Origin of the sequence: Rathayibacter sp. VKM Ac-2835 (assembly GCF_013266705.1) — a bacterium.
Taxonomy (GTDB): Bacteria; Actinomycetota; Actinomycetes; order Actinomycetales; family Microbacteriaceae; genus Rathayibacter.
Window position 1 is genome coordinate 1,524,393 of record NZ_JABSNQ010000001.1, and the last position, 25,597, is coordinate 1,549,989.

Here is a 25,597-nt window from a genome sequence, read left to right on the forward strand (position 1 = left end):
CCCGATTCGCAGTAAACAGTGATCCACATATTGATTGCCGTCAGCATTGCGCCAGCACGTACGTGGCTACAAAAGTCTCCGTCAAGAACAATCCGCAACAAGCAAACCCACGGAGGTAAGAAATGTGGTTCTACAGCGCAAGGAAAATGGCTGCGATCGTCGCATTGTCGAGCGCCATGATCGCCGATGAAGCGAAATACAGCTGCGTCGGGAAGACGAACAATCCACACTGGTCTCGCGGCACGGGCGGTGTTATCGCTAAAACTGTTGTCACCTGCTCCGGACCCAACGGCAACATCGCTGTCAGGGTCCTCTCGCTTCTTGGCAAGACCAGCCAGAACAGCGTGGCAAGCCTGCAGATCGTCGCCGAGTCGAACTACGTCCAGAACATCCCGGTGGGTGCACTCGGCCAGCCACGGACATGGTATGTCCCCGCCGAAGGAGCACCAAGGATAAGCGGAGACGCCTACTTTCGTGCCAGCCATTCGGTCGCAGGAGCGCCACCATCGAGTACAGAGATCTCAGGATCGGGCCAGTCGACTTTTCTCTACGTCAGAAGTAAGTAGAAGCGACCCTTACCGCGAGAAGAGAAGCTCGAGTGTTGCCTTTCCGGAATTGAAGGCGCTCGGGTGCTCGAGGTACAGTCGGAACGGAAGACCACGAGCATCTCGCTCCGCCCATTCAATCACCTCCAGGACATCTCGCGCTTCGATGATACGGATCTCCTCCTCGATCGTCTCGGCCTCTGTGAAGTAGACGCGATAGACCGGGTTATCCACTTCGCCGTCGACGTTGCGAGGATCTACTAGGTGAGTCTTCATTGTCTCTCTTTCCTTTCTCCGCTGCGGTCATTATTCCCCACCGTCGGCCTCGCACTCGTTCGCACATCGAGATGTTCCCACGGAGTCCGCGGTTCTCGATACTCCGATGCGGCGGTCTACTCGATCACCAGATCCTGCGACTTTGGGGCTCTGCGAGCGGCTCGACCGGGCGCTTCGTCAGCGGTCCGAGGGCGGCGGGAACGGGCGGGTCGAGCGCGGGGCGGCCGGGGGCAGGGCCGCGCGGGCGCGGTGCAGGGAGACGGCGGTGAGCAGCACGCGGGTGCGGGCCGGGGAGGCGTCGAGTGGGCCGATCAGGGACTCGATGCGGGCGAGGCGGTCGTAGAGGGTCTGCCGGCCGATGCCGAGGGCGGACGCGGTGGCGGTCTTGCTCCCCCAGTGCGACGCGAACGTCTCGAGGGTCGCGAGCAGCTCCGGCCGGCCGCGGCGCAGCGGGCCGAGCACCTCCTCCACCAGAGCATCCGCCTCGGCGTCGTCGCGGAGCGTGCTGGCGAAGCGCTCGAGCCGGTGCAGCCGCGCGTCGACGACGCCGCTCTCGGCGCGGGTCCACTCCCGCACCCCGCGCACCTCCGCGAGCTCGTGCGGCACCCGCGCCACCGCGTCGGCGCCGCTGCCGACGCAGACCAGCGCGGACGCCCCGGCAGCGGGCGGCCACTCGCCGAGCAGCAGCGCCCTCGCCCGCTCCCGCACGGCGGAGTCCGCGAAGGCCAGCAGCGCGAGCAGCTCGCCGCCCGCGACGCAGATCACGCTCGCGGAGTCCGCGGACCCCCGCACCGAGCGGTCGAGCGCGGCGCGGACCGCGCGGAGGGTGCGCTCGTCGTCGCCGACGTCCGCCCAGACACCGAGGAAGCACTCCCGGCCGCCGACGCCGAGCCGGCCGAGGAGCGCGTCGATCTGCAGCTCCGCGCTCGGGTCGGGCCGCGCGGACGGCGCCGTCGCGACCGCGAAGAGCTGGGCGGTGAGCCGCTCGCGCGCGGTCGGCGGCCGCCGCCGGAGCAGGGCGATCGCGAGCACGTCCGGCGCGCGGTCGAGCGCGACGGCCACGCCGTGCAGGTCGGCCTCGTCGTGGGCGCGGAGGTAGAGCGTGCCCAGCAGGGAGTCACCGGCGCGCAGCACGCCGGAGGAGGCACCGGCGGTGCGCGACGTGTCGACGCCGCGGCCGGGGTGGGCGCGCACGATCTCCTCGCCCGCCGGCGAGACGAGCGCGGCCGAGGCGCCGGTCGCGCTCGCGACGACCCGCAGCAGCTCGTCGATCCCGGCGTCCGCGGCCGCCGCCTCGCCGAGAAGACCGGACACTCTGTCCGCCACCCGCAGGCTCCGGAACTTCTGCTCGGTGAGCCGGGTGTTGATGCTCTCGCAGACCTGCACGAACGGCACCCGCCGGGGCAGCGCGAGCACGGTGAGCCCGAGGTCGTCGGCCGCGGCGACGAGCGGAGCCGGGACACTCGGCAGCCGCTCGGACAGCTCGACGGCCAGAGCACCGATCCCCGCCGTGACCAGGGATTCCACGTAGCGGCGGCACTCCTCGGGATCCTGGTCCGAGGAGAGGTTCACGCCCTCCATCAGCAGCAGCTCGCCGCCCAGGAGCAGCGGCGCGACGTCGAGCTGCTCGCTGGCGTGCGCCCAGCGGATCGGCACCCGCGCGGCGGCCTCCCCGCCGGCGACCACGACCGGTCCGGCGGCCGCTAGCAGCGGGTCGAGGAGCGCCTCGGACAGCGGGATCACCATGCAGAACGTCCTCTCGCGTCACGGCGAATTTACACGGCGACGCGGCCGCCGAAACCGTCCGCCGGGAGGGTGGAGCCCAGTCTCTCCCGCTCCTCCACACCCCGCTCGGCTGCGGCGCCGTCCACCGTTCCCCGCTCCGACTCCCCGCTCCACCTCACGCTTCGAGAGGATCCACCCATGAGCTCCGACACCCTGCACGGCACGACCGACACCGAGGACGCGCTGACCCCGCTCCCCGAGAGCCGCCGCAACGCGCGCCTCGACGGCCAGTTCTGGATCTGGGCAGGCGCGAACATCGCCCCGATCAACTGGGTCCTCGGCGCGCTGGGCGTGAACATGGGCCTCGGCCTCTGGGACACGATCACCGTCCTCGTGCTCGGCAACGTCGTCGGCATGGCCGTCTTCGGCTTCTTCGTGCTGCTCGGCCAGCGCACCGGCGCGACCGGCATGCTCGTCGGCCGGGCCGTCTTCGGGCGGCGCGGCAACTACGCGCCCGCCGTGATCCAGGCCGTCGTCGTGATCGGCTGGTGCGCGATCAACACCTGGATCGTGCTCGACCTCGTCATCGCCCTGCTCGGCTCCGTCGGGCTCGTCGATCCGGAGGCGGCCAACATCGGCTGGAAGGTCGCGGTCGCCGCGGTGATCATGGCGATCCAGGTCGCGATCTCGTTCCTCGGCTACAAGGCCATCGCCGCCTTCGAGCGCTGGACCGTGCCGCCGACCCTGCTGGTGCTCGCCGTGATGTCGATCGTCGCCTGGTTCTTCCTCGACATCGACTGGTCCTACGCCGGCCCGCCCGAGGGCGCCCTCACCGGTGGCGACCGGATCGCGGCCATGTCGATCGTGATGACCGCGATCGGCATCGGCTGGGGCCTCACCTGGCTCGCCTACGCGGGCGACTACTCCCGCTTCGTCAGCCCCCGCGCCTCCCGCAAGAAGCTCTACTTCGCCAGCGTGCTCGGCCAGTTCGTCCCCGTCGTCTGGCTGGGCGTGCTCGGCGCGACGCTCGCCACGAAGAACGGCTCGGTCGACCCCGGCCAGCTGATCGTGGAGAACTTCGGTGCCCTCGCGATCCCGGTGCTGCTGCTCGTGGTGCACGGGCCGATCGCGACCAACGTGCTCAACATCTACTCGTTCGGGATGGCGACCCAGGCCCTGGACATCCGCCTCGGCCGCCGCGCGCTCAGCCTGATCGTCGGCGTGCTCGCCTTCGCCGCGTCCGTCTTCTTCGTCTTCCAGGACGACCTGGCGACCACCCTCGACGCCTGGCTCGTCGGCCTGGTCGGCTGGGTCGCTCCGTGGGGCGCGATCGTGCTGGTGCACTACACGGTGTTCGAGCCGCGCGTGCGCTCGTTCGGGCACCTCTTCGCGCCGGTCGGCTCGCCGCTGCTGCCGGACGTGCGCTGGCGCGCGCTGCTCTCCTTCGCGATCGGCGCGACCCTGACCTGGCTGTTCATGAACGGCTCCGTGCCCGCGCTGCAGGGCCCGGCCGCGACCGCGCTCGGCGGGGTCGACGTGTCCTGGCTCGCCGGCGGCGTCTCGGCGGGGCTCGCCTACCTGCTGCTCGGCCGGGGCGACGCCGCGGCGTGGGTGCGGAAGCGCGAGTCCCTGGAGCCGGCGGCGCGTGCCGCCGAGCCCGTCCTCGGGTAGCCGGCCCCGTCACTCCGCTGCGCTCCTCGCTCCTCTGCTCCTGCACCACCGCACCACGAACGGAACCGCCATGCCCCTCCTCATCACCGACGCCGCCGTCATCACCATGGACCCCGTCTCGGGCGCCGTCCCGATCACGGCGAGCATCCGGATCGTCGACGACGTGATCACGGCGATCGGCCCGGGACTGGTTCCCGAGCCGGGTGACGAGGTGATCGACGGCCGCGACCGCCTCGTCACACCGGGCTTCGTCAACGCGCACACCCACTCGTGGGAGTACCTCTACAAGGGGCGCTACGACAATCTCCCGCTCGAGCTGTGGATGCTGCTGTCGTACCCGATCCTCGGCGACAGCCGCGTCGCCCCGGATCTGATCCGGCTCCGCTCGTCGCTGTTCGCGCTCGAGTCGCTGAAGGCGGGCGTCACGACGCTCGTCGACGACGTGCTCGAGAACCCGGACCAGGACGCGGCGCAGCTGGCGGCGGTGTTCGACGCCTACGACGAGATCGGCATCCGCGCGAACATCTCCGGGCACGTGATCAGCAAGCCGTTCTTCGAGACGATGCCCTTCCTCGAGGAGTACCTGCCGGCCGAGCTGCTCGACTCGGTCCGCGGGGCGGCGCGGCCGACCACCGGGGGCTACCTCGACTTCAGCCGCACGGCCTTCGCCACCCAGCACGGGCGCGGCGGCGGACGGCTGCGCTACATGGTCGCGCCGTCGGCCCCGCAGCGGGTGGGCGCCGATCTGCTGGTCGGGGCGACGGAGCTGGCGCTCGAGCACGACGCGGAGTGCCACATCCACGTCCTCGAGACCAAGACGCAGCTGGTCACCGGCGAGGAGTTCCACGGCTCGACCCTGGTCGAGTACATGGCCGGGATCGGCGCCCTCTCGGCGAACACCACCTTCGCGCACGGGATCTGGCTGACCGACTCCGACATGGCGGCGATCGCCGCGGCCGGCACCTCCGTCTCGCACAACCCGATCTCGAACCTCAAGCTCGGCTCGGGCATCGCGCCGTGGCGCGCACTGCACGAGGCCGGTGTGAACCTCGGACTCGGCACCGACGGCTGCTCGAGCAGCGACTCCCCGCGGATGCTCGACGTGATCAAGGCCGCGGCGCTGCTGCACAAGGTGACCGATCCGGAGCTCTCGTCCTGGCCGACGGTGGCGGAGGTGCTCACGGCGGGCACGATCGGCGGCGCGCGCAGCGCCGTGCTCGGCGACGTCACCGGCAGCATCGAGGTGGGCAAGCAGGCCGACCTCGTGCTCTTCGACCTGGAGACGCTCGCCTTCACGCCGCGCCAGCGCCTGGAGAACCAGCTGGTCTACTCCGAGAACGGCTCGTCGATCGACACCGTGATCGTGGCCGGCCGGATCGTCGTCGCCGGCGGCGAATCGACGACGGTGGACGAGTCGGCGCTGCGGGCCGACCTGGCGGCGCAGCTCGGCGAGATCGTCGCGTGGCAGGACGCGCTCGACCGCTCCAACGGCGTGCTGACCGAGCCGTTCCGCCGGATGTACGAGCGGGCGATGCGCCACGACGCCCCGATCGACCGCTTCAGCGGCCGGCGCCTGGTCTGAGGGCGGGGGTCCGACGGCGCGGGAGGCCCGCGGCACCCGTTCGGGGCGGGATCGGGCGGACCTGCGGCGCGTCGAGCCGGAGGGCGCCCCCTGAACGGGAACCCCCCACCGGAGGAAGGTTCATTGCGAACGGGCGTTCGAACGCCCCGCCTAGGGTCGCAGCAGAAGCGCCGGAGTCTCCCGGCCGACCTCTGAGCGACTCCCCTCCCCGCAGTGCCGCGGTCCTGGAGGGAGCCGCTCCTCCGACCTCGACGCCCGGAAGGACGCCCGTGCCGACGACCCCCGCGACCGCCGCTGCCCGCCGCTCAGGCGCGGGGCAGGCCGGCGAAGTTCGCGGCGCTGAGCTCCTGGACGGCGGGCAGCTTCGCGAGGATGGCGGCCGAGACGCTCTCGCGGTCCGAGAGGACGCGCTCGAGGGCGTCGCCCACGCGGCCGGCGAGACCGGTGCCCGGCTCGACGCAGAGGTAGGGCAGCTCGAACATCGCCATCAGGCCCTCGACCTTGCCCTGGGTGGCGAGCGTGATCGCGGGGACGCCCTTCATCAGGGACATGATCGCCAGGTGCATCCGGCCGGTGACGGTGACGGTCGCGCGCTCGGTGAAGCCGCGCACCTCCGCCGGAGTGAGGACGTCCTCCACGAAGGCGACGCCCGCGGTGTCCGGCAGGGCCGCGAAGACCTTGCGGCAGGCCGCGAGGTCGTCCGGTCCGTGCTTGATCACGTGCGGGAGCAGCACGACGGCGAGGCCGCGGGCGCGCAGGCCGCCGATGATCTCCACGTAGGCACCGGTCTGGTCGGTGTCGATCAGACCCGAGACGTTGACGATCGCGATCCCGCCGGTCGTGTCCAGCGCGGCGAGCTCGGTGCTCGCGCGGCCCTGGTCCACGGAGCGCGCCGAGAAGACGATGTCCGCCGAGGCCTTCGCGTCGAGGCCGTCGCGGCGGGCGCGCTCGACCGAGAGCGGGTCGCGGAGGAAGAGGGTCGTGCCGGCGCGGTCGGCGTCGCGGAGCTGCGCGAGGGCACCGGGGTGCGCCTTGCCGTTCCAGCTGAAGCCGAGGACGCGGGTGTCCACGCCCGCCGACGCGGCGCTGCGGGCGACGAGCGCGCGGCTGGTCGAGGCGCGGAAGTTGTAGGCGCCGTCCATGATGTCGGCGCCGACGATCGAGACCGACGCGGCGCCGGGCAGCATGGCCCGGAAGCGGCGCAGGTCGCGCACGAAGCTCGGCAGTCCGCCGTAGAGCAGGGTGCCCAGCGAGACGATCTCGACGCGGTCGGCCTGCTCGGCCGGGATACGGAAGTCGCCCTTGTAGCGGGTGATCACGGTGATCGGCCCGGCCACGTTCTCCAGGAACGCGCCGACCAGCGCGGCGTCGCCGATGTTGCCGGCGCCGGGGGGCGCGATGAGGATCGCGCGACCCTGAGCACCGCCGCCGCGGCGGGCGCTGCGCAGGCGCGGCGCGTCGAGGAAGACGCCGCGCGCTCCGAGGGAGAGCACCGCCGGGCTCTTCAGCAGCGGGGCGGTGCGCTTGCGCAGCCCGCCCAGCACCGTCCGGACTCGCGAACTTGCTCCGCTCACAGCGATCCCGTTCCCGGCCCCGTCGCGGAGCCGTGCTCATCGATGGCGGAGGCGGCCCGTCGCCGCGTCCGTCCGTCCGGGCGGGATCTCGGCGGCAGAGGCAGCGGTGCTGCCCGGCCGCCGGGGACGCTCCCGCCGCGCCCAGTGTACGGAGTCGTCCCCCGTTCGCCCGGCGCGCACCGCCGAGGCCCGGTGCGGCCTCCCCTCGACTTCACTCCTCCCCTTTCCCAGCCCCGAGTCCCCGCTCACACCTTCCCCGATTGGACACCACGCCCATGACTCGAACGCTCAGCGCGACTCTCGCCGCCCTGCTGGTCGTGATCGCCGCGTTCTTCGCGGCCGCGCCCAGCTTCGCGGCGGCGAACCGCTACGCCTCGCCCGCCGGCACGGGAACGGTCTGCTCCGCAGCCGCTCCCTGCGCCCTGACCACCGCCGTCCAGAGCGCCGCCGCCGGCGACACCGTGCTGCTCACCTCCGGCACGTACCCGACGACGACCCTCAAGGGCGGGAAGGCGACCGTCGCCGCTCCCGTCGTCGTCCAGCCGGCCCCCGGCGCCTCGCCGGTCCTCGGCTCGACGAAGGTCTACACGCCCAACACGGTGTGGAACGACATCTTCTCGAAGAGCACCTTCTACACCTACGGGTCGGGCATCACGGTCAACCGGATGCACATCGACGGCGCCGGCATCTTCGTGCGCAGCGCGAACGTCGTCGTCCGCGACTCGCTCTTCGAGAACGGCTCGTCGATGGACGGCATCCAGGTCGGCGGCACCGACAACGGGCTGATCGAGAACAACCTGGTCCGGAACTTCGACCAGAACATCGACAACGGCCTGCACGCCGACTGCATCCAGGTGTTCGAGAGCAACCACGTCACCCTCCGCGCGAACACGCTGATGAACTGCTACAACGCGGGCATCATCTTCTCCCCCGGTGCGGGCGACGGCATGACCGACATCACCGTGGAGTCGAACTTCGTCTCCGGCTGCATCGTCATCACGGCCGACTGCCGCGGCGGCTCGGCGGCGGACTTCCGCGAGGCCTCGGCCGACGGCATCTACATCCGCAACAACACCTTCGAGTCGGGCGCGCTGCGGGTCGGCGGGGCGAAGAACACGGTCTTCGACCGCAACATCGTCAGCTACCTCTCCTCCTGCACCAGCCCGATGACGAACACCATCGTCGAGAACTGGAACACCAAGCTCTGCAGGACGCCGTCGCTGCTCAACCAGCAGGGCAACGTCCAGGGCGCTCCGGCGCTCGCCTCGGTGGCCACCGGCGACCTGCACGTGCTGTCCGCGACCGGGACCCAGATCGCCGGCTGGGGGTCGACCACGTCGGCCCGCACCGACATCGACGGCCAGACGATGGGCTCCCGCACCGCCGGCGCCGACCAGTTCGGCGCGGTGACCGCTCCGTCGCCGACCGCGACGCCGACCGCGACGCCCACCGCGACTCCGACGCCGACCGCCACCCCGACGGCGACCCCCACCGCCACGCCGACGGCCACCGCGACGCCGACGGCCACGCCCACGCCGACCGCCACCCCGACCGCCATCCCGACCGCGACGCCCACCGCCACGCCGACGCCCACCGCGACTCCGACCCCGACGGCCGTGCCGGCGCCGGTCGACCGCACGGCGCCGACCGTCGCGATCGTCTCGCCGGGCTCCGGCTCGTCGGTCACCGGAGTCGTCAGCCTGATGGCGACCGCCTCCGACGACACCGCCGTGACCGGAGTCACCTACTGGGTCGGCACCACGAAGCTGGGCGACGCCGTGCAGGCGTCGGACGGCAACTGGTACCTCACGGTGAACACCGCGGTGTTCCCGAAGGGCAGCTACTCGGTGACGGCGAAGGCCGTCGACGCGGCGGGCAACGCCACGACGAGCGCCGCGATCGTCCTGAAGCGGGTCTGACGCCCGGAGTGATCACCGCCTGGACGACGGAGGGCCCCTGCGCAGTGCAGGGGCCCTCCGTCGTTCTCCCGACCGCCGTCAGTCGGCGAAGATCGCGCCGACCGGCTCGCGCTTCTCGGCCTGGAAGCGGTCCTCGGCACGGCCGAGCGCCCAGTAGGCCGAGAGCGAGAGCGCCGCGCGCTCGACACCCCAGTCGTCCTGGAGGATCGCGCGGAGCCGCTTCATCGCGGTCCGCTCGCCGTGGGCGAAGACCTCGACGGCGCCGTCCGGGCGGGGCAGCTCGCCGACCGCCGCCGTCAGGGTGTGCCCGGCCTCCGCGTCGCCGCGGTGCAGCCAGCGCACCTCGACGCCCGCGGGGACGGTCAGCGGCAGCTCGTCCTCGGCGCCGTGCACCTCGATCAGGGCGGTGCCGCGGGCGCCGGCGGGCATGGACTCCAGCGCCGCGGCGATCGCCGGCAGCGCCGACTCGTCGCCGAGCAGCAGGTTCGCGGCGTCGGCGCGAGGCGCCCAGGCGCCGCCGGGCGCCGACATCTCGAGCCGATCGCCGGGGCGCGCGGAAGCGGCCCACGGTCCGGCCACTCCCTCGTCGCCGTGCAGGACGAAGTCGATGGCGAGGCTGCGCGCGTCGAGGTCGACGGAGCGGATCGTGTAGGTCCGGCGCACCGGGAGCTCCTCGGGGGCGAGGCGGGCGCGCAGGGCGTCGAGGTCGTGCGGCGGCTCGAGGGCGACGCCGGGCGGGGCGAGCAGCAGCTTGACGTAGCGGTCGGTCGCGGCGAGCCGGTCGGGATCCGCCGCCGCGACGAAGGCGTCGAAGCCCTCGCCGCCGAGGTGCACGCGCACGAAGTGCTCGGTGAGCCGCTCGGTGCGCAGGACGGTCAGGACGAGCTGCGGGCGGGGCGGGCGGGCGCGGCGCTCGGACGGCGCGGCGGGCGTGATGGCGTCGGTCATCCCTCCAGCATGCCGCCCGCACCCGCTCGTCGCGCGCGATCGGTCCGGGCTCGCAGGAACCGCCCCGGCACGCGGAAGCCGCCGGATCCCGCGAGCCCGGCCGCGTTCCACGAGCCGGAGAGGCGACGGACGCGGGCACGGACGCGCCGCGAGCGTCGCGCGGCGCGAGGTGGGGGGCGACCCGGCGCGCGACGGCGCGCGGGCGCGGGCGGCCACGCCGTAGCCTCTCCCCCATGGATGCGACCACGACCGTCTCGCGCGCCGCCCCGACCGCCCCGCGGCTGCAGCCGGACCGGGTCCTCGTGCCCGACGTCCTGCGCGGGATCGCGATCGTGGCGATGCTGATCGCGCACGCGCTGCCGCTCGTGCCGAGCCTGCGCGGCGGGGCGATCGGCTTCGCGGCGGCGAACGTCAACGACCTCGCGTCGCCCCTGTTCGCGCTGGTGATGGGGATGTCCGCCGCGCTGGTGCTCGCGCGGCCCGGCGCGTCCGGTGGGCGCGTGGTCGTGCAGAACCTGATCCGCGGGGCGGTGCTCGTCGCGCTCGGCGTCTGGCTGGGCGGCTGGGGCAGCTGGATCGCGATCGTGCTGCCGCACCTCGGGCTCACCCTCGCGCTCGGGACGCCGATCCTGCTCCTGCGCAGCCGCCTCGTCGCGCTCGCCGCGGCCGTCGTGCTGGTGGCGGGCGCCCCGCTGAACGCGGCGGTCGCGGCGGGCGCGGATCCGACGGTCCTCTACGCGCGGACGCCGGTGGGCCTCGTGCTGCAGTGGAGCTTCGTCGATCCGCACTACCGGCTGACGAATCTGCTCCCCTTCTTCCTGCTCGGCGCGCTGCTGCTGCGGCACGGCTTCCGGCGCGACCGCCTGCTCGCAGTGCTCGCCGTCGTCGCCGTGCTCGCGTACCCGGTGCGGCCGGTGCTCGAGCGGCTGGTCGGCCTCGACTCCGTGTCCGGCAGCTACCCGGACACGCTGCACGACCTCGGCCTGGTTCTCGCCGCGGACGTCGCCGTCGTGCTGCTCGCGACCGTCCGGCGGCGGCCGGCGAGCGCGGTGATCGCGGCGGTGCTCACGCCGTTCCGCGCCGTCGGCTCGCTCGCGCTCTCGGTGTACCTGCTGCAGGTCGCGGTCGTGGCCGCCTTCGCGGCCCGGGGCCTCGGCTACGTCGTCGACACCCCCGGCGCCGCCCTCCTCCTGGTGCTGGGGGTCTGGGCGGTCGCGGTGCTGTGGTGGCGCTTCGTCGGCCGCGGCCCCGTGGAGTGGCTGATCGGCCGGCTGACCCGGCTGGTGCCGGCGCCGCGGCGCTGAGCCGGCGGACCGATCGCCGCCTGGCCCGTCAGCTCTCGACGACCGGCAGCTCGGCGACCGCGACGGCGCCGCCGCTCTCGTCGGTGATCTCGATCGAGGCGACGGAGGCGCGCAGCACGGCCGCGTTCATCGCGCAGTCGAGGGAGGCCTCGCTCCCGAGGAACGAGCCGGAGGGCAGCCGCACGCCGGTCTCGGTGACGAGGACGACCTCGTAGCTCTCGCCGACGGCGAAGCCGCTGCCGCGCAGGATCGTCTCGGTGCCCCAGGTGTGCGCGACGAGCTCGGCGTCGATCTCGAGGGCCGAGTCCTCGGCGAAGGCGATCGGCTCGACGGCGCCGAGCGTGCCCGGCCCGCCCTCGGGGGGACGGTCGCCGAGCGACTGCAGGGCAAGACCGCCGAACGCCCCGATCGCGACGCAGGCGGCGGCCGCCGTCACCCCGAGCGCGATCCGGCGACCGCGCGCGGGCCGGGCCGGCGCACTCCGCGGCTCCTCGCCCCGGGCCCTCGGGACCGCCACCAGCGCCGGTCCGGCGAGCGCCGCCACCCGCGCGCGCAGGTCCGCCGAGGGCTCGGGCTCCTCCCAACGGCCGACCCCGCCCAGCCCGGAGAGCACGGCGCCGAAGGAGGCCAGCTCCTCGTCCACGCTCGGGTCCGCCGCCCGCAGCCGGTCGAGCTCGGCGGCCTCCCCGTCCGACAGCTCGCCGGCGAGGGCCGCGGCGATCAGCTCCTCGCGGCGCCCGCCCTCGCCGTCGGCACCGCGTCCGTCGGCACCGCGTCCGTCGGCACCGCGTCCGTCAGCACCGCGTCCGTCAGCACCGCGTCCGTCAGCACCAGTCACGATCGGTCCTCCGGGGTCGAATCGGGCCCCGCGAGATGCGTGCGGAGCGCCTTGAGAGCGTAGAACGTGCGGGTCCGGAGCGTCGCGACCGCGACTCCGGTCGCCGCGGACACCTCGGCGTAGCTCTCGCCGCGGAGGTGGATCGCGACGACCACCTGGCGGTGCTCGGGCGAGAGGCGGGCGAGCGCCTCGACCATCATCAGCGGCTCGAGCGGATCGACGTCCTCGCCGGCGACGTCCTCGAGCACCTCGGCCGGCACGATCCGCGGCAGCCGCTGGACGGAGCGGTGCGCGTCGACGATCACGTTGCGGGCGATCGCGAACAGCCAGGTGCGCGGGCTCGCGCGCTCCGCGGCGTAGCGCTCGCGCGAGCGCCAGGCGCGCAGGAACGTCTCCTGCACGCAGTCCTCCGCGAGACCGCGGTCGCGCAGCGCGTTGACGGCGAAGCCGAGCAGGGCGGACCCGTGCTCGTCGAACGCCGCGACCAGGTCGAGCGGGGCGGCGGGCCGGGGCGTCGGCCGCGGGTCGGGCTGCGTCATCGCGGTGCGGTCCCCTCGTCGCCTGGTGGCCGCCGGCCTGGTGGCCGCCGGCATCGTCAGCGCCGCGAGTGCCATCGGCGCCTCCTGTCCCGACCGGCCGAGCGGCCCGTCGCAGGGGGTACGAACCGGAGGAGCGAGACGTTCATCCGGGCACTGCGCTCGAGTCTATGAGAGAGATCTCAGACGGTGAGGAGACGAGCGGCGGTCAGTGCCTCGGGGCGAAGGCGCCGAGGGCGTACGCGAGCAGGATCAGCGCCATCGCGACTCCCGACGCGACCGCGGCCAGCACAGCCGCGTCGTTGCCGCCGACGAGCAGGCCGAGGCCGCCGAGCACGACCAGCGCACCGCCGAGCAGCGCGAACATCCGCTCGGAGAACGCCCACGCGAACGGCAGGAAGTGGAGCCCGACGACGAGCGCGATGAGCGCGGGCCGCAGCTCGCCGCGACCCGCCGCCTCGAGAGCGCGGCTGCCGACGGCGATGAGCGCGAACTCGGCGACGACGCAGGCGCCGTAGACGGCGAGCCGCGAGGGCTTCGGCGGCACGAAGGGCCCGAGCGGGCGCGGCCGGACGAAGACGAACCAGAGCGCGGCAGCGACGGTCGCGGCGACGAGGACACGGGCGATGAGCGCGACCGGCTCCGCGGGCGAGGAGGAGAAGGCGAAGACGACCGCGCCGGCCAGGCCGACGACCGCGCCCAGCCGGCGCGGGTCGGCGAACCGCGGGGGGCCGTCCTGCTCCGATGCCATCCGGGCAGCCTCGCACACTCGCCCTACTCGGGGGCCAGCGGCGAGCCGCGCTCCGCCCGCGGACGCTGCGATGATCGACGCGGCGCCTCCCGTCCCGCCACCGACCGAGAGGGCCGCCTTGACCGACACCGATTCCGCACCCGTCACCGCTTCGCGCGGCCTCTCGCGCCGCTCCGTCACCGCCGCGGCCTGGACCGTTCCCGTCGTCGCAGTCGCAGTCGGCACCCCGGCCGCCGCCGCCTCCGCCGGGGATGTCGGAGCCTTCGTGCTGGCCGGCCGCTGCGCCGTCCCCGGCATCCGCGGCCCCGGCTTCACTCTCACCGCAGGCAGCGGCGATCTGCCCGCCGGCACGAGGATCGTCATCACCGGCAGAGGGGTCGCGAACATCGGCACCTTCCGCGCGACCCCCGAGATCGCCTCGATCGAGGTCCTCAGCGGCACCGCGCGGGTGGCGGTTCTCACCAGCCCGCTGACCGCGGGCGCGACCGTGTCGCTGATCACCACGCTCTCCTCCACCGTCCGGTACGGGCTGGCCGCGATGGTCGAGCTCATCGACGGCACCGTCGGCACCGGATCCAAGAACTCGGCGTCGGTCGAGCAGAGCGTGAGCATCTGCTCGGCCGGCTGACGCGTCGGACGCCGGGCCTGCGGGCGTCGTCGAGCTCCTCCCGGTTCCCTTCGACGCAGCCCGCCATGCCGGGGACGGTGAACGCGATCTGACCGTGCTCGGGCGAGGAGACCAGACCCTTGCTGATCGGAGCGGCCCGACTGGAGAATCCTGATCTTGTGCGATCGACGGCACTCGCCGCGGCGGGGCGCCGCCCGTCCGGCGGACGCGCGGCGGCCGATCAGTACGGGACCGTCAGCGGCAGCACCGTGGCGTCGAAGCCCGGCGCGGTGATGACCAGGTCCGCCACGGGGACCGGGCTCTGCGTGCGATCGGCGTTGGCGATGAGCAGGAAGAGGACGACGGACTCCTCGCCGGGCGCGAGCGCCGGATCGTAGCGGAGGGCGACCCGCCCCTCGGGGAACCCGTACGCGTAGCTCCACTGCTGACCGTTGTAGCCGTCGAACGCGTAGCCGTCGCCCGGATCCTGGAGGACGGCGATCACGGACCCGCCCGGGAGCGGGGTGGAGCCGGTGTTGGTCACGAAGACGCGGTACTCGGTCGAGGACGACGGCGCGTACTCCACGGGGCCGTCGGCGCGGGCGCCGAGCGGCGGCAGCATCCCGCTGGCCGCGGCGGTCGGTGCGGAGACGGCGAGCGCGACGACCGGAGCGGCCCACGCCGCTCCGACGAGGGTGCGGCGCGCGAGGGGCGCGGCGGAGCAGGGCGGGGCGGAGTCGGGCACGACGGGATCCTCTCGAGGGGGGCGCCGCCGAGCGTAGTTCGGCGCCGTGCGCCCGGGGAAGCGGATCCGGGCGCCGGGCCCTACTCGGGGGTGGGCGCGCGCGGCGCGGGCGCGGGAGGCGTGGGCGCGCACGGGGCGGGCGCGGGTGGGACGAGGCGCGGGAGCAGCCGCACGAGCACGACCATGCCGATCAGCTCGACCAGGGTCTGCGTCACGACGACGACGGGCGCGAGCGCGAGCGGCGCGGGGAGCGCGAGCGCGAGCGGCAGCACCACGAGGGAGTTGCGCGTCGCCCCGCTGAACACGAGCGCCCGGGTCACGGGGACGTCCAGCCGGAAGAGCCGGGCGACGCCGAGACCGGCCGCGACCATCAGCGCGAGGAACGCCGTGTAGAGGGGGACGAGGACGAGCAGCCTCCCGGCGGCGGCCCCGACCGCCCCGATCTGCGAGGCGACGACGACGAGCAGGGTCGCCGCCATCAGCGGGACCATCAGTCCGAGCATCGTCGACTCGACGACCCGCCCCGCGCGGTGCCGGCGGCCGAGCGCCTGCACGAGCGCGGCGGCGGCGAGCGGCAGGACGATCAGCAGCAGGAACGCGCGCGCGAACGGGGCGATCTCGACGACGGCGACGCCCTCCGGACCGAGGAAGAGCAGCAAGGAGAGGGGAAGGAGCAGGAGCTGCGCGAGCATCAGCAGCGGCGCCGCGGCGAGCAGCCGGTCGGCGGCGCCGCCCGCGAGACCGGCGAAGACGATCACGTAGTCGATGCAGGGCGTCAGCAGCACCAGCAGCACGCCGAAGAGCAGCGCCGGGCTCTCGGCGACGACGCGCGACAGGCCGTACGCGACGACCGGGACGACGACGAAGTTCAGGACCCCGACTGCGGCGAGGAAGCGGACGTCGCGCAGCGAGCGGCCGAGCGCCGCGAAGGGCACGCCGAGGAACGTCGCGAACAGCAGCAGCCCGAGCACCGGCTCGATCGCGCCCTCCAGGTGCCGCGCGGCGGGCAGCAGCAGCCCGAGCGCCGCGCCGGCGGCGATCGCGCCGAGGTAGACGCCGATCTGCCGCCGCTCGAGCCGCGCGACGAGCGCGCTCACGGGCGGGGGCGCGGCAGCGGACGGAGGGGCACACGGCAACGCTAGAGGCTCGGCGCGTGGTGCTGCTCGAGTGCTCGACACGCCGCGTTCACGCCGGTCGAGCAGCGGCCCCTCCATGCCGGCCGAGTAGCCGCCTCCGGCGGCCCACCCATGCTGGTCGAGTAGCCGCCTCCGGCGGCGTATCGAGACCCGCTGTCGTCAGCGGGTCTCGTCTGCAGACTCCCGTTCTGACGGGGTGGATCTCGATACGCCCGCTGCGCGGGCTACTCGATCAGCAGGGGGTCGCCGTCCGCAGCCGCGATGCGGGTCGTGAGCTTCGTGCGGGTCGAGCAGCCGCCTGCGGCGGCCCATGCATGCTGGTCGAGTAGCCGCCTCCGGCGGCGTATAGAGACCCACCATCACTGACAGGTTCGGGAACAAGCCTCCTCCACACTCGCGATCTGACGGCGTTGTCCCCGATCAGCCCATGGTTCCGACCCGGCTGTCGGTGGTCCCTGCTTCAATACGCGTATGTCAGAAGATGACAATGCGGCAGCACTCGCGGAGGTGCGCGACTGCTTCACAGACGCCGCGGCCGACGAGCGCGCCGCATCCCCGACGCGCCTGAGAGCCGCGGAACGCATCCACCGCGGCTACCGCGTCGCGCTCACCGTTCCGGAATCATTCGCCCGCGGTGCGACCCGGAGCGAGACCCGTGACCTCGTCGAGCGCTCCATCCGCGCCGAGCTCGCGGTGACGCTCGGCGTGTCCGAGCGAGACGTCTGCCGCCGCCTCGAGACCGCGCAGATGCTGATGGAGCACCTACCCCTCACGCGCGCCCTGCTGCGGGACGCACGGATTCTCTGGGAGGTCGGCGAGGCGATCTGCAGAACCGCGAGCAGCCTCCCGGAAGCCTCCCGCGCGGCACTCGACGAGCGCGCCGCCGACGCCGCGCTCACGATGACGACCACGCAGCTGCGCCGCGCCCTCAGCCGCTGGCGCGAGGAGCTGCACGAGCAGCCCCTCGCCGAGCGCCACGCCCGCGCCGCGCTGGACCGCGCCGTCTGGGTCACCGCGGACGTCGACGGGATGGCGACCCTCTGCGTCCACGCTCCCGCGCCGGCGGTGACGGGCGCGTACGACCGCCTCCGCCGCATCGCGCGCACGCTCCGCGACGACGGCGACCCCCGCACCCTCCAGCAGCTCAGCGCCGACGCCGCCGTCGACCTGCTCTGCGACGGCGACATCGCCGGAACCACGCCGAACGAAGAGCACCGGCCCGACCCGACGTTCGTCCCCGGTATCCGCGCCGAGGTCCGATTGACCCTCGCCGCCTCCACCGCGGTCGGTCTCGACGACGCGCCCGCGGACCTCGACGGCTACGGACCCGTGTCCGCCGAGATCGCCCGCGAGCTGATCCGCACCGCCGCCTCCTTCACCCGCGTCCTCACCGATCCGGAGACCGGCGCGGTCGTCTCCGTGGGCCGCACCCACCGGGTCCCGCCGCCGCAGATGCGCCTGCACCTGCAGCTTCGGGATCAGACCTGCCGCTTCGCCGGCTGCACCCGGCCCGCCAGCACCAGCGAGGCCGACCACACCTTCGAGTGGCGCAACGGCGGCGAGACCTCCCTCGAGAACCTCGTCTCGCTCTGCACCTCGCACCACCATCTGCGGCACGGCGACCAGTGGACCTACGACCAGGTCGACGACGGGACGATCGTGTGGACGAGCCCCACCGGCCGGCGGATCAGCAACCGGCCGCCCCCACTGCCCGGGCGGCCGCCCGAGCCGCCGCCGCGGCCGCACTTCGTCGACGCGCCGGCACCGTTCTGACCGGTGGATCTCGATACGCCCGCTCCGCGGGCTACTCGATCAGCATGCAGCGCCAGCAGCGCACGCAGCGCACGCGGCGCACGCAGCGCACGCAGCGCTTCTCGGCGTGCGCCCCTCCATGCTGGTCGAGTAGCGCGCAGCGCGTATCGAGACCCTGCCCCGGCAGAACCTGGATCCTCTTCGAAGGGACACCCGCAGACCCTGCTGGTCGAACAGCCCCGACGGGGCGTGTCGAGACCCGCCCACCCGAAGACGTCTGCCTCTTCCCCGCCCTGCGCCGGCGCTGAAGGCGCCCCCTCCGCTCGATGGAGTCGCTGCGCGCGCTGCTCGAGCGGCCCGGTCGGCGCCCGGAAGCCGCGTGCGCCGGTACCGCCCGGCACGCTACGCTCATTACTCAGCCAGCTGACTAATCGAGGAGCGACATGACCGCCACGACATCCCCCACCCGCGCGGACCGCGTCCGGCAGTCGGTCGTCGCCGTCAGCGCCGTGCTCGCGATCGTCGGCTCCTTCCTCGGCTCGGGAGCCGCGGGCGGCACGCAGATCCAGGACGCCGCCGGCGGCGCGCTGTCCGCCTCCTCGACGCCGGTCGCCCCCGACGGTCCCGCGTTCGCGATCTGGAGCGTCATCTACGCCGGTCTCATCGGCTACGCGATCTGGCAGTTCCTGCCCTCGCAGACCACGCGCACCCGCCACCGCCGGCTCGGCTACTGGGCCGCCGCGAGCCTCCTGCTGAACGCGGCGTGGATCCTGGTCGTGCAGGCCGGACTGCTCGCGCTCAGCGTCGTGGTGATCGCCCTGCTGCTCGCCGTGCTCGCGCGGATCTTCGTGCTCCTGCGCAGCACCCGCACCGGCGGCGTCGTCGACGCGGTCCTCACCGACGGCACCTTCGGCCTCTACCTCGGCTGGGTCTGCGTCGCGACGGTCGCCAACGTCACGGCCGGCCTCGTCGGTGCCGGCATCGGCAGCGCCGACGGACCCGGCGCCGCACCGTGGGCGGTCGTCGTCCTGATCGTCGCCGCACTGATCGGCGTGCTGATCGCGGTCACCGGCCGCGGCCGGATCGCTCCGATGCTGTCGCTCTGCTGGGGGCTCGTCTGGGTCGCGGTCGGGCGCTTCTCGGGCGAGCTCGTCTCCGTCCCCGCCGGGACCGCCGCGCTGATCGCCGCGGCCGTCGTTCTCGTGGCGACGCTCCTGCTCCGCCTCACCGCCGCCCGTCGCACCGGCACCGCGCGCGTCGCCACCGTCTGACGCCGCCCGCGCCGCTCAGGCGGGCGGGAACGCGCGCCCGACCGCCTCACGGAGCAGCGCGCGCCGGCGCTCGTGCTCCGACGCGGCCTCCTCCGCCGAGGCGGCGTAGACGTTGCTCACCGGCGACCAGGCCATCGACATCGCGATGACCAGCGCCATCACGTCGAACGGGTCGGCCGCGACGCCCACCGTGCCGTCGGCCTGAGCGGCCCGGATCGCCTCGAGCTTGCCCTCCTCGCGCACGCGCGCCTCGTCGTCGGCGACGAGGTGGCCGGCCGGGCGGCGCTCGAGGCGCGCCCAGGTGGCGAGCCGGATGAGGTCGGGGCGGCGCAGGTACTCGTCGTAGAGGCGGACGGCCCAGTCGCCGAGATCGGTCGGGTCGATGGGCACGACGTCGACGATCCGGTCGAGCGACGCCTCGAAGACCGCGTCGAAGAGCAGCTCCTTGCTGGTGAAGTAGGAGTACAGCTGCGCTTTGTTGCTGCGGGCCTCGGCCGCGATGCGGTCCACCCGCGCACCGGCGATGCCGTAGCGGGCGAACTCGGCGGTCGCCGCCGTCATGATCCGCGCGCGCGTCGCCTCGCCCTTGCCGGTGGCCGGTGTCGCTCCCATGCCTCGAGACTACCGACAGGTCTGTTCTCCGCCGCCCGCGAGTGCTAGCGTCGAATAAACAAACCGGTTAGTAGAGAAGAGCAGTCGATGACCAGCACCCCCGCCTACGCGGCCACCGCCGAAGGCGGCCTCGCCCCGGCCGTCATCGAGCGACGCGCCCTCCGCCCCGACGACGTCTCGGTCCGCGTCGACTACTGCGGCGTCTGCCACAGCGATCTGCACGCCCTCAGGGCCCACTCCGCCCACCCCGCCCACTCCGCCGGACCGCTCGTCCCGGGTCACGAGTTCGTCGGCACGGTGCTCGCCGTCGGCTCCACCGTCACGGCCTTCTCGGTCGGCGACCCCGTCGCGGTCGGGAACATCGTCGATTCCTGCGGCACCTGCGACATGTGCGCGGCCGAGCAGGAGAACTTCTGCCGCGAGTTCCCGACCCTGACCTACGGCGGCACGGACCGGCAGGACGGCAGCACCACGCTCGGCGCGTTCTCGCGCGAGTACGTCGTCCGCGACCGCTTCGCCCACCCGCTGCCGGCCGGCCTCGACCCGGCGGCCGTCGCTCCCCTGCTCTGCGCGGGCGTCACCGTCTGGGAGCCGCTGCGCGCGCACTCCGTCGGCCCCGGCTCGCGGGTCGGCGTCGTCGGACTGGGCGGACTCGGTCACCTCGCGGTGAAGCTCGCCCGGGCGCTCGGCGCCGAGGTGACGGTCTTCACGACCTCCGCGTCGAAGACCGCCGACGCCCTCGCGCTCGGTGCCACCCGGGTCGTCGTCTCCCGCGACGAGGAGGCGATGGCCGCGCAGCGCGGGCTCCTCGACCTCGTCCTCGACACGGTCTCGGCCCCGCACGACCTCGCGCCGTACCTGGACGTCCTCGCCCTCGACGGCGCGCTGAGCGTCCTCGGGATGCTCGCGCCGGTCACCGTCGACGCGACCGACCTGCTGATCGGCCGCAAGAGCCTGACCTCCGGCGGCAGCGGCGGCACCCGCAGCACCCGCGAGCTCCTCGCCTTCTGCGGCGAGCACGGCATCACCGCGGACGTCGAGGTGCTGCCCTCCGCGCAGGTGCAGACGGCGCTCGACCGCCTCGCCGCGAACGACGTCCGCTACCGCTTCGTCCTCGACCTCGCGGACCTCGACGGCGCCGATCCCGGCCCAGCAGACTGACCGCGGTACGCCGAAGCCGCCTCGGAGCGCCGTCTTCTTGAGGCGGGAGACCCGGCCCTCGGAGATCGACGGATGTCCTCGAGCACCCCACCGCGCAGCGCGCGTCTTCTCCGCGACACACCGCGCCGAGTACCTCGCGTACTCGACGTACTCGATGGCCCGCTCGATGATCGGACGATGACTCTCCTCCGTGCGCCGCGACGGCGACTCGGTGGCCGTCGTCGACGCGACGCGCTACCGCAGGTTCCTCGCCCGGACGGTCGCCGCCGAGGTCCGCGTGCTCGAGGAGGACGGCGTCTTCGCGATGATCATGGCCGACCCGGCGATCGCCGTGGAGGACGAGGACTACGAGGCACTCGTCGCCGACATGGTGCTCGCCCTCCGCGAGTACGCGGAGGACTGGCAGGACCACCTGCTGACCGCGCCGAACCACGCGGAGAACTGGGGGCTCGTCCAGCTCGTGGAGCTGTCGGACGACGCACAGCTGACCGCGTGGCTCCTCGGCACGGACGAGTAGGCACCGTGAGCAGGCATTCCGCGCCGACGCGCGAGCATCACGACGACTACTGCCTCACCGAGGAGTTGACGCTCGTGCGCGGCGCGCCCGGAAAGCCCGTCCGCCACCACAAGACCTTCGAGCTGCCGTTGCACGACGGGCGCATCCTCCGGACCCGGATCTCGAAGCCGGTGAACCGCACCACCTACGGCGCGAGCATCTGGGCCGAGATCCTGCGCAGTCAGCTCTGGGTCGAGTCGCCCGTCTTCTGGGCCTGCGTGCAGCACGGCGTCCTGCCGGATCGGGGTGGCCCCGCGGCTCACCCGTCCGGCGGCCTCCCGCTCTCGCTGATGACGCAGCTCGTGCGCACCGTCGGCCTCGAGCCGTCGGCGGCGGTGCGGCTGAGCGTCGAGGAGGCCACGGCCGCGATCGCCGAGCACGGGGCCCGCGTCGGAGCGGGCCTGTCGCTTCCGCAGATCCCATCGCGCGTCCACTCGCGTCGCGCGAGCCGCGCGAGTGGACGCGGGACGGGCGCTGCCGGCGCGGCTGAGCCCGCTTCGCGTCCACTCGGAGCCGCCCCGAGCCCGGCCCCGCTCAGGCCCGGGCCGTCGCTGCCGCGCGCGCCAGCGCCGGGCCGTGCGCCGCCAGCACCAGGTCGCGCACCGCCGTCACCGGCAGCGACGCGGCGCCGGACGGCAGCAGGTCGGCGTCCGAGGTCAGCACCAGCGGGGTGTCCGCCGCCGACACCGGCAACCGCCCGTGCGTGCCGCGCACCAGCGACGCGTCCAGCGGCACGAGGTTCATCGCGTAGCGCAGGCCCAGGGCCTTCTTCGCGAGATTGCCGGCCGCCTTCGCCTTCACCAGCCTGTCGGCGGGGTCGAAGAACAGCTCCGCCGGGTCGTAGCCGGGCTTGCGGTGGATGTCGACGCCGCGCGCGAAGTCCGGCGCGCGATCGTCGTCGAGCCAGTAGTAGTAGGTGAACCACGCCCCCGGCCGCGCCACCAGCACCAGCTCGCCCGAGCGCTCGTGGTCGAGACCGTACCGGGCCTGCGCCTCCCGGTCCAGCACCTCGTCCACCCCGGCCAGCGCCTCGAGCAGCGCGCGCACCCGCGGCAGATCCGCCGCATCCGGCACGTAGACGTGCGCGATCTGGTGGTCCGCGACCGCGAAGGCGCGCGAGGTCCACGGGTCCAGCTGCTCGCGGCCGTCCTGCACGTACACCTCGAGCAGGCCCGCGCGCCGCAGCGCCCGGTTGACGTCGACGGGGGTGTCCGCCGCCGCGATCCCGTACTCCGCCACGACCACGACCGACGCGCCGAGCGCCTCCGCGTCGTCGAGCAGCGGCGCGAGCACCACGTCGAGCTCGGACGCCGCCCGCCGCGCCTCGGGCGAGTCCGGCCCGAAGCGCTGCAGGTCGTAGTCGAGGTGCGGCAGGTAGGCCGTGGTGAGCTGCGGCGGGCCGGAGCCGTCGCCGGCGAGCACGTGACGGGTCGCGTCCACCATCCACTGCGTGGAGCGCAGCGACGCGGTCGGCCCCCAGTACTGGAACAGCGGGAAGGCGCCCAGCTTCCCGACCAGCTCGTCGTGCAGCGCCGGCGGGCGGACGTAGGCGTCCGGCGACTTGCGGCCGTCGGCGTGGTAGATCGGCCGCGGCGTCACGGTGACGTCGGTCGTCGCCCCCATCGCGTACCACCAGCCGATGTTGGCGGCGCGGTACGGGTCGCCGTCGGACAGCCGGCGGGCCGTCTCCCAGACCTTCTCCCCCGTCACCAGGCGGTTGTGCTGGCGCCAGAGGTGCACCTCGCCGAGGTCGCGGAAGTACCAGCCGTTGCCGACGATCCCGTGCTGCGCCGGCAGCGTGCCGGTGAGCATCGACGACTGCACGCTGCAGGTGACGGCCGGGAGGATCGTGTCGAGCGGCAGCTGCCTGCCGGCCCGGGCGAGCCGGGACAGTCGCGGCATGTCGGCGAGCGCCGTCGCGGTCAGGCCGACCACGTCGAGCAGCAGCACCGGCGTCACAGCGCGACCTCCTCGGCGAGGAGGGCAGCGACCGGGACAGCGGCGACCGCGACAGGAGCGGCGCCCGCCTCCAGCACCGCGGCGCGCGCGACGGGCGTCAGCAGGTGCTCCGCCGCCCAGGCCAGCTCGGCGCCGATGCCGACCGAGAGGTCGCTCGGCGCGTCGGCCAGCACCGCCCAGGTGTAGGTCTCGACGTCGAGGTGGATCTCGTCGTACGGCCAGGCGGCGTCGACCGCGGAGACCGCCTCGGCCAGCACCGCGGTGGTCGCCGACAGCGGCGCGGCCGGCCGATGGTGCAGCGGCACGTGGAAGTGCACGCGCCAGGGCCCCGCGCCGGGCAGCGTGTCGAGCGCCTCGGGCAGGTCGTCGACGCGGAGCACCCCGCCCGCGCCGTTCTCGCGGGTCTGGTGCAGGTAGCGCTTCTCCACGAAGGCCCCGACGGCGGCGCGGGCGGCCGGGTCCGCCGGGTCCGCGACGTGCAGCGCGGCCGAGGCCTGGACCTTGACCACGCGCAGTCCCGCGTCGCGGATCCGCCGGACCGCCGCGGCGGGGTCGGCGAACGACACCGCGAGGTGGCAGGTGTCGAGGCAGACGCCGACGTAGGCCGGATCGACGAGACCGATGCGCGGGTGCAGCCAGTCCACGACGTCGTCGACCGTGTCGAGGATGCAGCCGGGCTCGGGCTCGATCGCCAGGCGGATCGCGTGGCCGGTCGAGCGGCGCAGCTCGCGCAGCTCGGCGACCAGCAGCGCGAGCTGCCGGACCGCGGCCGCGTCCTGCTCCGCGCCCCAGCCCTCGCGCCAGCCCAGCGGCAGGGTCGAGATGCTGCCGTCGGCGCCCGCGGGCAGCAGATCCGCGAGGATCCGCGCGCAGTCGATCGTGTAGGCGAGGCGCTCGGGCGTGGTCCAGTCGGGCCGGTAGACGTCGAGCTTGACCACCTCGGCGTGGAACGCGGCGTAGGGGAACGCGTTCAGCGTCCGCACCTCGAGGCCGTTGCGCTCGAGCGCGGCACGCAGCACGGCGCAGTCCTCGCGGCTGGCGACGAGCCGGGCGGCGAGATCGCGCGGGATCCACAGCCCCACTCCCACGGTCTCGAGCCCCGCGGCGGCGCGGGCCGGTCCGGCGTAGACGTCGAGCTGGCGGACGACACCCTCGAGGTCCTCGGCCGGGTGGACGTTGGTGCAGTAGGAGAGGTGCATCAGACGACCTCCGCCACGCGCGGCGCGCCCCGGAGGATCGAGTTGCCCTCGAAGCTGCGGCCCATCGCGTCGACCGCGTCGAAGCCCGGGATGGGGTCGAGGTTCAGCCGTCCGCTCTGCCCGTAGAAGTCGATCGGGTTCTGCCAGAGCAGCCGGTCGACCTCGTCGGCGCTGAAGCCGGCGACGAGCAGCAGGTGCCCGGTCTTCGCGGTGGTCAGCGGATCCGAGCGGCCCCAGTCGGCGGCGGAGTTGACCAGCACGCGGTCCAGGCCGATCCGCTCGACGAGCGTCACCAGGCGGGTCTCGTCCATCTTGGTGTCCGGGTAGATGGAGAAGCCCAGCCAGCAGCCGGAGCCGAGGACGAGGTCGACGGTGGTCTCGTTGAGATGGTCGACGACGACGAGGCCGGCGTCGATCCCGGACTCGGCGACGACGTCGAGCGTCTGCTGCGTGCCCGCCGCCTTGTCGCGGTGCGGGGTGTGCACGAGCACGGGCAGGCCGTGATCCTTCGCGAGCTCCAGCTGGTGGCGGAACACCGCGTCCTCCTCCGCCGTGAGCGAGTCGTAGCCGGTCTCGCCGACCGCGACGACGCCGTCCTTGGCGAGGTAGCGGTCGAGCTCGGGCAGCACCTCGCGGCAGCGCGGGTCGTTCGCCTCCTTGGGATTCAGCCCGATCGTGCAGTGGTGCCGGATCCCGTACTGCGCGGCGCGGAAGCGCTCCCAGCCGATCAGGGCGTCGAAGTAGTCGGTGAAGGAGCCGACGCTGGTGCGCGGCTGGCCGAGCCAGAACGACGGCTCGACCACGGCGCGGACCCCGGCGTCGTGCATCGCCTGGTAGTCGTCGGTGGTGCGGGAGGTCATGTGGATGTGCGGGTCGAAGATGCGCATCGTCGCGCCTTTCTCGTGAGGGGTCGTGGTGGTCGGTGCGGGA

At 73.5% G+C, this 25,597-nt stretch carries 23 protein-coding genes; 10 read left to right on the plus strand and 13 right to left on the minus strand.

The genetic code is table 11. The features are described from left to right. Positions 1 to 122: 122 nt before the first annotated feature. On the plus strand, positions 123 to 566 hold the full coding sequence (locus HRK28_RS07255) for a hypothetical protein (protein ID WP_173250836.1): 444 nt from the start codon (positions 123 to 125) through the stop codon (positions 564 to 566). Positions 567 to 575: 9 nt separating this feature from the next. Here HRK28_RS07255 and HRK28_RS07260 read toward each other — a convergent pair whose 3' ends face one another. Both HRK28_RS07260 and HRK28_RS07265 read right to left on the minus strand, forming a co-directional pair. Continuing rightward, positions 576 to 821 carry a hypothetical protein gene (locus tag HRK28_RS07260; protein WP_173250837.1) on the minus strand — a complete coding sequence of 82 codons (246 nt, stop codon included), beginning with the start codon at positions 819 to 821 and terminating at the stop codon, positions 576 to 578. 177 nt (positions 822 to 998) lie between these two features. Next, positions 999 to 2,567 (minus strand): PucR family transcriptional regulator, encoded by a 1,569-nt coding sequence (locus tag HRK28_RS07265; RefSeq protein WP_173250838.1) that lies wholly within the window; start codon positions 2,565 to 2,567, stop codon positions 999 to 1,001. 177 nt (positions 2,568 to 2,744) lie between these two features. On the opposite strand from HRK28_RS07265, the gene HRK28_RS07270 reads away from it, so the two are divergent. Then, positions 2,745 to 4,217, plus strand: coding sequence for a cytosine permease (locus HRK28_RS07270; RefSeq protein WP_173250839.1), 1,473 nt, complete (start codon positions 2,745 to 2,747; stop codon positions 4,215 to 4,217). Positions 4,218 to 4,287: 70 nt separating this feature from the next. Then, positions 4,288 to 5,799, plus strand: coding sequence for an amidohydrolase family protein (locus HRK28_RS07275; RefSeq protein ID WP_173250840.1), 1,512 nt, complete (start codon positions 4,288 to 4,290; stop codon positions 5,797 to 5,799). A gap of 305 nt (positions 5,800 to 6,104) precedes the next feature. On the opposite strand, the gene HRK28_RS07280 is transcribed toward HRK28_RS07275, so the two are convergent. Further along, a complete protein-coding gene (locus tag HRK28_RS07280) occupies positions 6,105 to 7,373 on the minus strand; it encodes a polysaccharide pyruvyl transferase family protein (RefSeq protein ID WP_173250841.1) in 1,269 nt (422 codons plus the stop codon). 275 nt (positions 7,374 to 7,648) lie between these two features. Here HRK28_RS07280 and HRK28_RS07285 point away from each other — a divergent pair, with 275 nt between their 5' ends. Continuing rightward, positions 7,649 to 9,292: an Ig-like domain-containing protein gene (locus HRK28_RS07285; protein WP_160086946.1), complete on the plus strand. Its 1,644-nt coding sequence runs from the start codon at positions 7,649 to 7,651 to the stop codon at positions 9,290 to 9,292. A 78-nt stretch (positions 9,293 to 9,370) separates the two neighbouring features. Here the strand turns inward: HRK28_RS07285 and HRK28_RS07290 are convergent, their stop codons facing one another. Further along, positions 9,371 to 10,240 carry a siderophore-interacting protein gene (locus HRK28_RS07290; protein WP_173250842.1) on the minus strand — a complete coding sequence of 290 codons (870 nt, stop codon included), beginning with the start codon at positions 10,238 to 10,240 and terminating at the stop codon, positions 9,371 to 9,373. A 233-nt stretch (positions 10,241 to 10,473) separates the two neighbouring features. Between HRK28_RS07290 and HRK28_RS07295 the strand changes: the two genes are divergently transcribed. Further along, positions 10,474 to 11,544, plus strand: coding sequence for a DUF418 domain-containing protein (locus HRK28_RS07295; RefSeq protein ID WP_160086942.1), 1,071 nt, complete (start codon positions 10,474 to 10,476; stop codon positions 11,542 to 11,544). A gap of 28 nt (positions 11,545 to 11,572) precedes the next feature. Here the strand turns inward: HRK28_RS07295 and HRK28_RS07300 are convergent, their stop codons facing one another. The 3 genes from HRK28_RS07300 to HRK28_RS07310 all read right to left on the minus strand — a co-directional run bounded on the left by HRK28_RS07300 (position 11,573) and on the right by HRK28_RS07310 (position 13,669). After that, positions 11,573 to 12,382, minus strand: coding sequence for a hypothetical protein (locus tag HRK28_RS07300; protein WP_173250843.1), 810 nt, complete (start codon positions 12,380 to 12,382; stop codon positions 11,573 to 11,575). Further along, a complete protein-coding gene (locus HRK28_RS07305; RefSeq protein WP_160086938.1) occupies positions 12,379 to 12,921 on the minus strand; it encodes a sigma-70 family RNA polymerase sigma factor in 543 nt (180 codons plus the stop codon). The genes HRK28_RS07300 and HRK28_RS07305 overlap by 4 nt, the downstream gene beginning before the upstream one ends. A 205-nt stretch (positions 12,922 to 13,126) precedes the next feature. Beyond that, positions 13,127 to 13,669: a hypothetical protein gene (locus tag HRK28_RS07310; RefSeq protein ID WP_173250844.1), complete on the minus strand. Its 543-nt coding sequence runs from the start codon at positions 13,667 to 13,669 to the stop codon at positions 13,127 to 13,129. Between the two features lie 118 nt (positions 13,670 to 13,787). On the opposite strand from HRK28_RS07310, the gene HRK28_RS07315 reads away from it, so the two are divergent. Further along, a complete protein-coding gene (locus tag HRK28_RS07315) occupies positions 13,788 to 14,297 on the plus strand; it encodes a hypothetical protein (RefSeq protein WP_173250845.1) in 510 nt (169 codons plus the stop codon). A gap of 220 nt (positions 14,298 to 14,517) precedes the next feature. Here HRK28_RS07315 and HRK28_RS07320 read toward each other — a convergent pair whose 3' ends face one another. Then, entirely contained in the window at positions 14,518 to 15,021 is a 504-nt protein-coding gene (locus HRK28_RS07320; RefSeq protein WP_173250846.1) for a hypothetical protein, read from the minus strand. A gap of 80 nt (positions 15,022 to 15,101) precedes the next feature. Continuing rightward, the gene (locus HRK28_RS07325; protein WP_367948354.1) at positions 15,102 to 16,118 is read right to left on the minus strand and encodes a bile acid:sodium symporter; all 1,017 of its coding nucleotides are present in this window, start codon (positions 16,116 to 16,118) and stop codon (positions 15,102 to 15,104) included. A gap of 510 nt (positions 16,119 to 16,628) precedes the next feature. Here HRK28_RS07325 and HRK28_RS07330 point away from each other — a divergent pair. Both HRK28_RS07330 and HRK28_RS07335 read left to right on the plus strand, forming a co-directional pair. Then, positions 16,629 to 17,930 (plus strand): HNH endonuclease signature motif containing protein, encoded by a 1,302-nt coding sequence (locus tag HRK28_RS07330; protein ID WP_173250848.1) that lies wholly within the window; start codon positions 16,629 to 16,631, stop codon positions 17,928 to 17,930. Between the two features lie 422 nt (positions 17,931 to 18,352). Then, the gene (locus tag HRK28_RS07335; RefSeq protein ID WP_173250849.1) at positions 18,353 to 19,180 is read left to right on the plus strand and encodes a tryptophan-rich sensory protein; all 828 of its coding nucleotides are present in this window, start codon (positions 18,353 to 18,355) and stop codon (positions 19,178 to 19,180) included. 15 nt (positions 19,181 to 19,195) lie between these two features. On the opposite strand, the gene HRK28_RS07340 is transcribed toward HRK28_RS07335, so the two are convergent. Then, the gene (locus HRK28_RS07340) at positions 19,196 to 19,792 is read right to left on the minus strand and encodes a TetR family transcriptional regulator (RefSeq protein WP_160086924.1); all 597 of its coding nucleotides are present in this window, start codon (positions 19,790 to 19,792) and stop codon (positions 19,196 to 19,198) included. A gap of 87 nt (positions 19,793 to 19,879) precedes the next feature. Between HRK28_RS07340 and HRK28_RS07345 the strand changes: the two genes are divergently transcribed. Continuing rightward, positions 19,880 to 20,953 (plus strand): NAD(P)-dependent alcohol dehydrogenase, encoded by a 1,074-nt coding sequence (locus HRK28_RS07345; protein ID WP_173250850.1) that lies wholly within the window; start codon positions 19,880 to 19,882, stop codon positions 20,951 to 20,953. A 190-nt stretch (positions 20,954 to 21,143) separates the two neighbouring features. Beyond that, on the plus strand, positions 21,144 to 21,470 hold the full coding sequence (locus HRK28_RS07350) for a prevent-host-death protein (protein ID WP_173250851.1): 327 nt from the start codon (positions 21,144 to 21,146) through the stop codon (positions 21,468 to 21,470). 573 nt (positions 21,471 to 22,043) lie between these two features. Here the strand turns inward: HRK28_RS07350 and HRK28_RS07355 are convergent. From HRK28_RS07355 to HRK28_RS07365, 3 genes are read right to left on the minus strand one after another with little or no spacing between them, the layout of a single operon-like run. Continuing rightward, entirely contained in the window at positions 22,044 to 23,468 is a 1,425-nt protein-coding gene (locus HRK28_RS07355; RefSeq protein WP_173250852.1) for a nucleotide pyrophosphatase/phosphodiesterase family protein, read from the minus strand. Further along, positions 23,465 to 24,667 carry a metabolite traffic protein EboE gene (gene eboE / locus HRK28_RS07360; protein ID WP_173250853.1) on the minus strand — a complete coding sequence of 401 codons (1,203 nt, stop codon included), beginning with the start codon at positions 24,665 to 24,667 and terminating at the stop codon, positions 23,465 to 23,467. Before eboE ends, HRK28_RS07355 begins: the two co-directional genes overlap by 4 nt. Next, positions 24,667 to 25,554 carry a TatD family hydrolase gene (locus HRK28_RS07365; protein ID WP_160086912.1) on the minus strand — a complete coding sequence of 296 codons (888 nt, stop codon included), beginning with the start codon at positions 25,552 to 25,554 and terminating at the stop codon, positions 24,667 to 24,669. Before HRK28_RS07365 ends, eboE begins: the two co-directional genes overlap by 1 nt. Positions 25,555 to 25,597 lie beyond the last annotated feature (43 nt).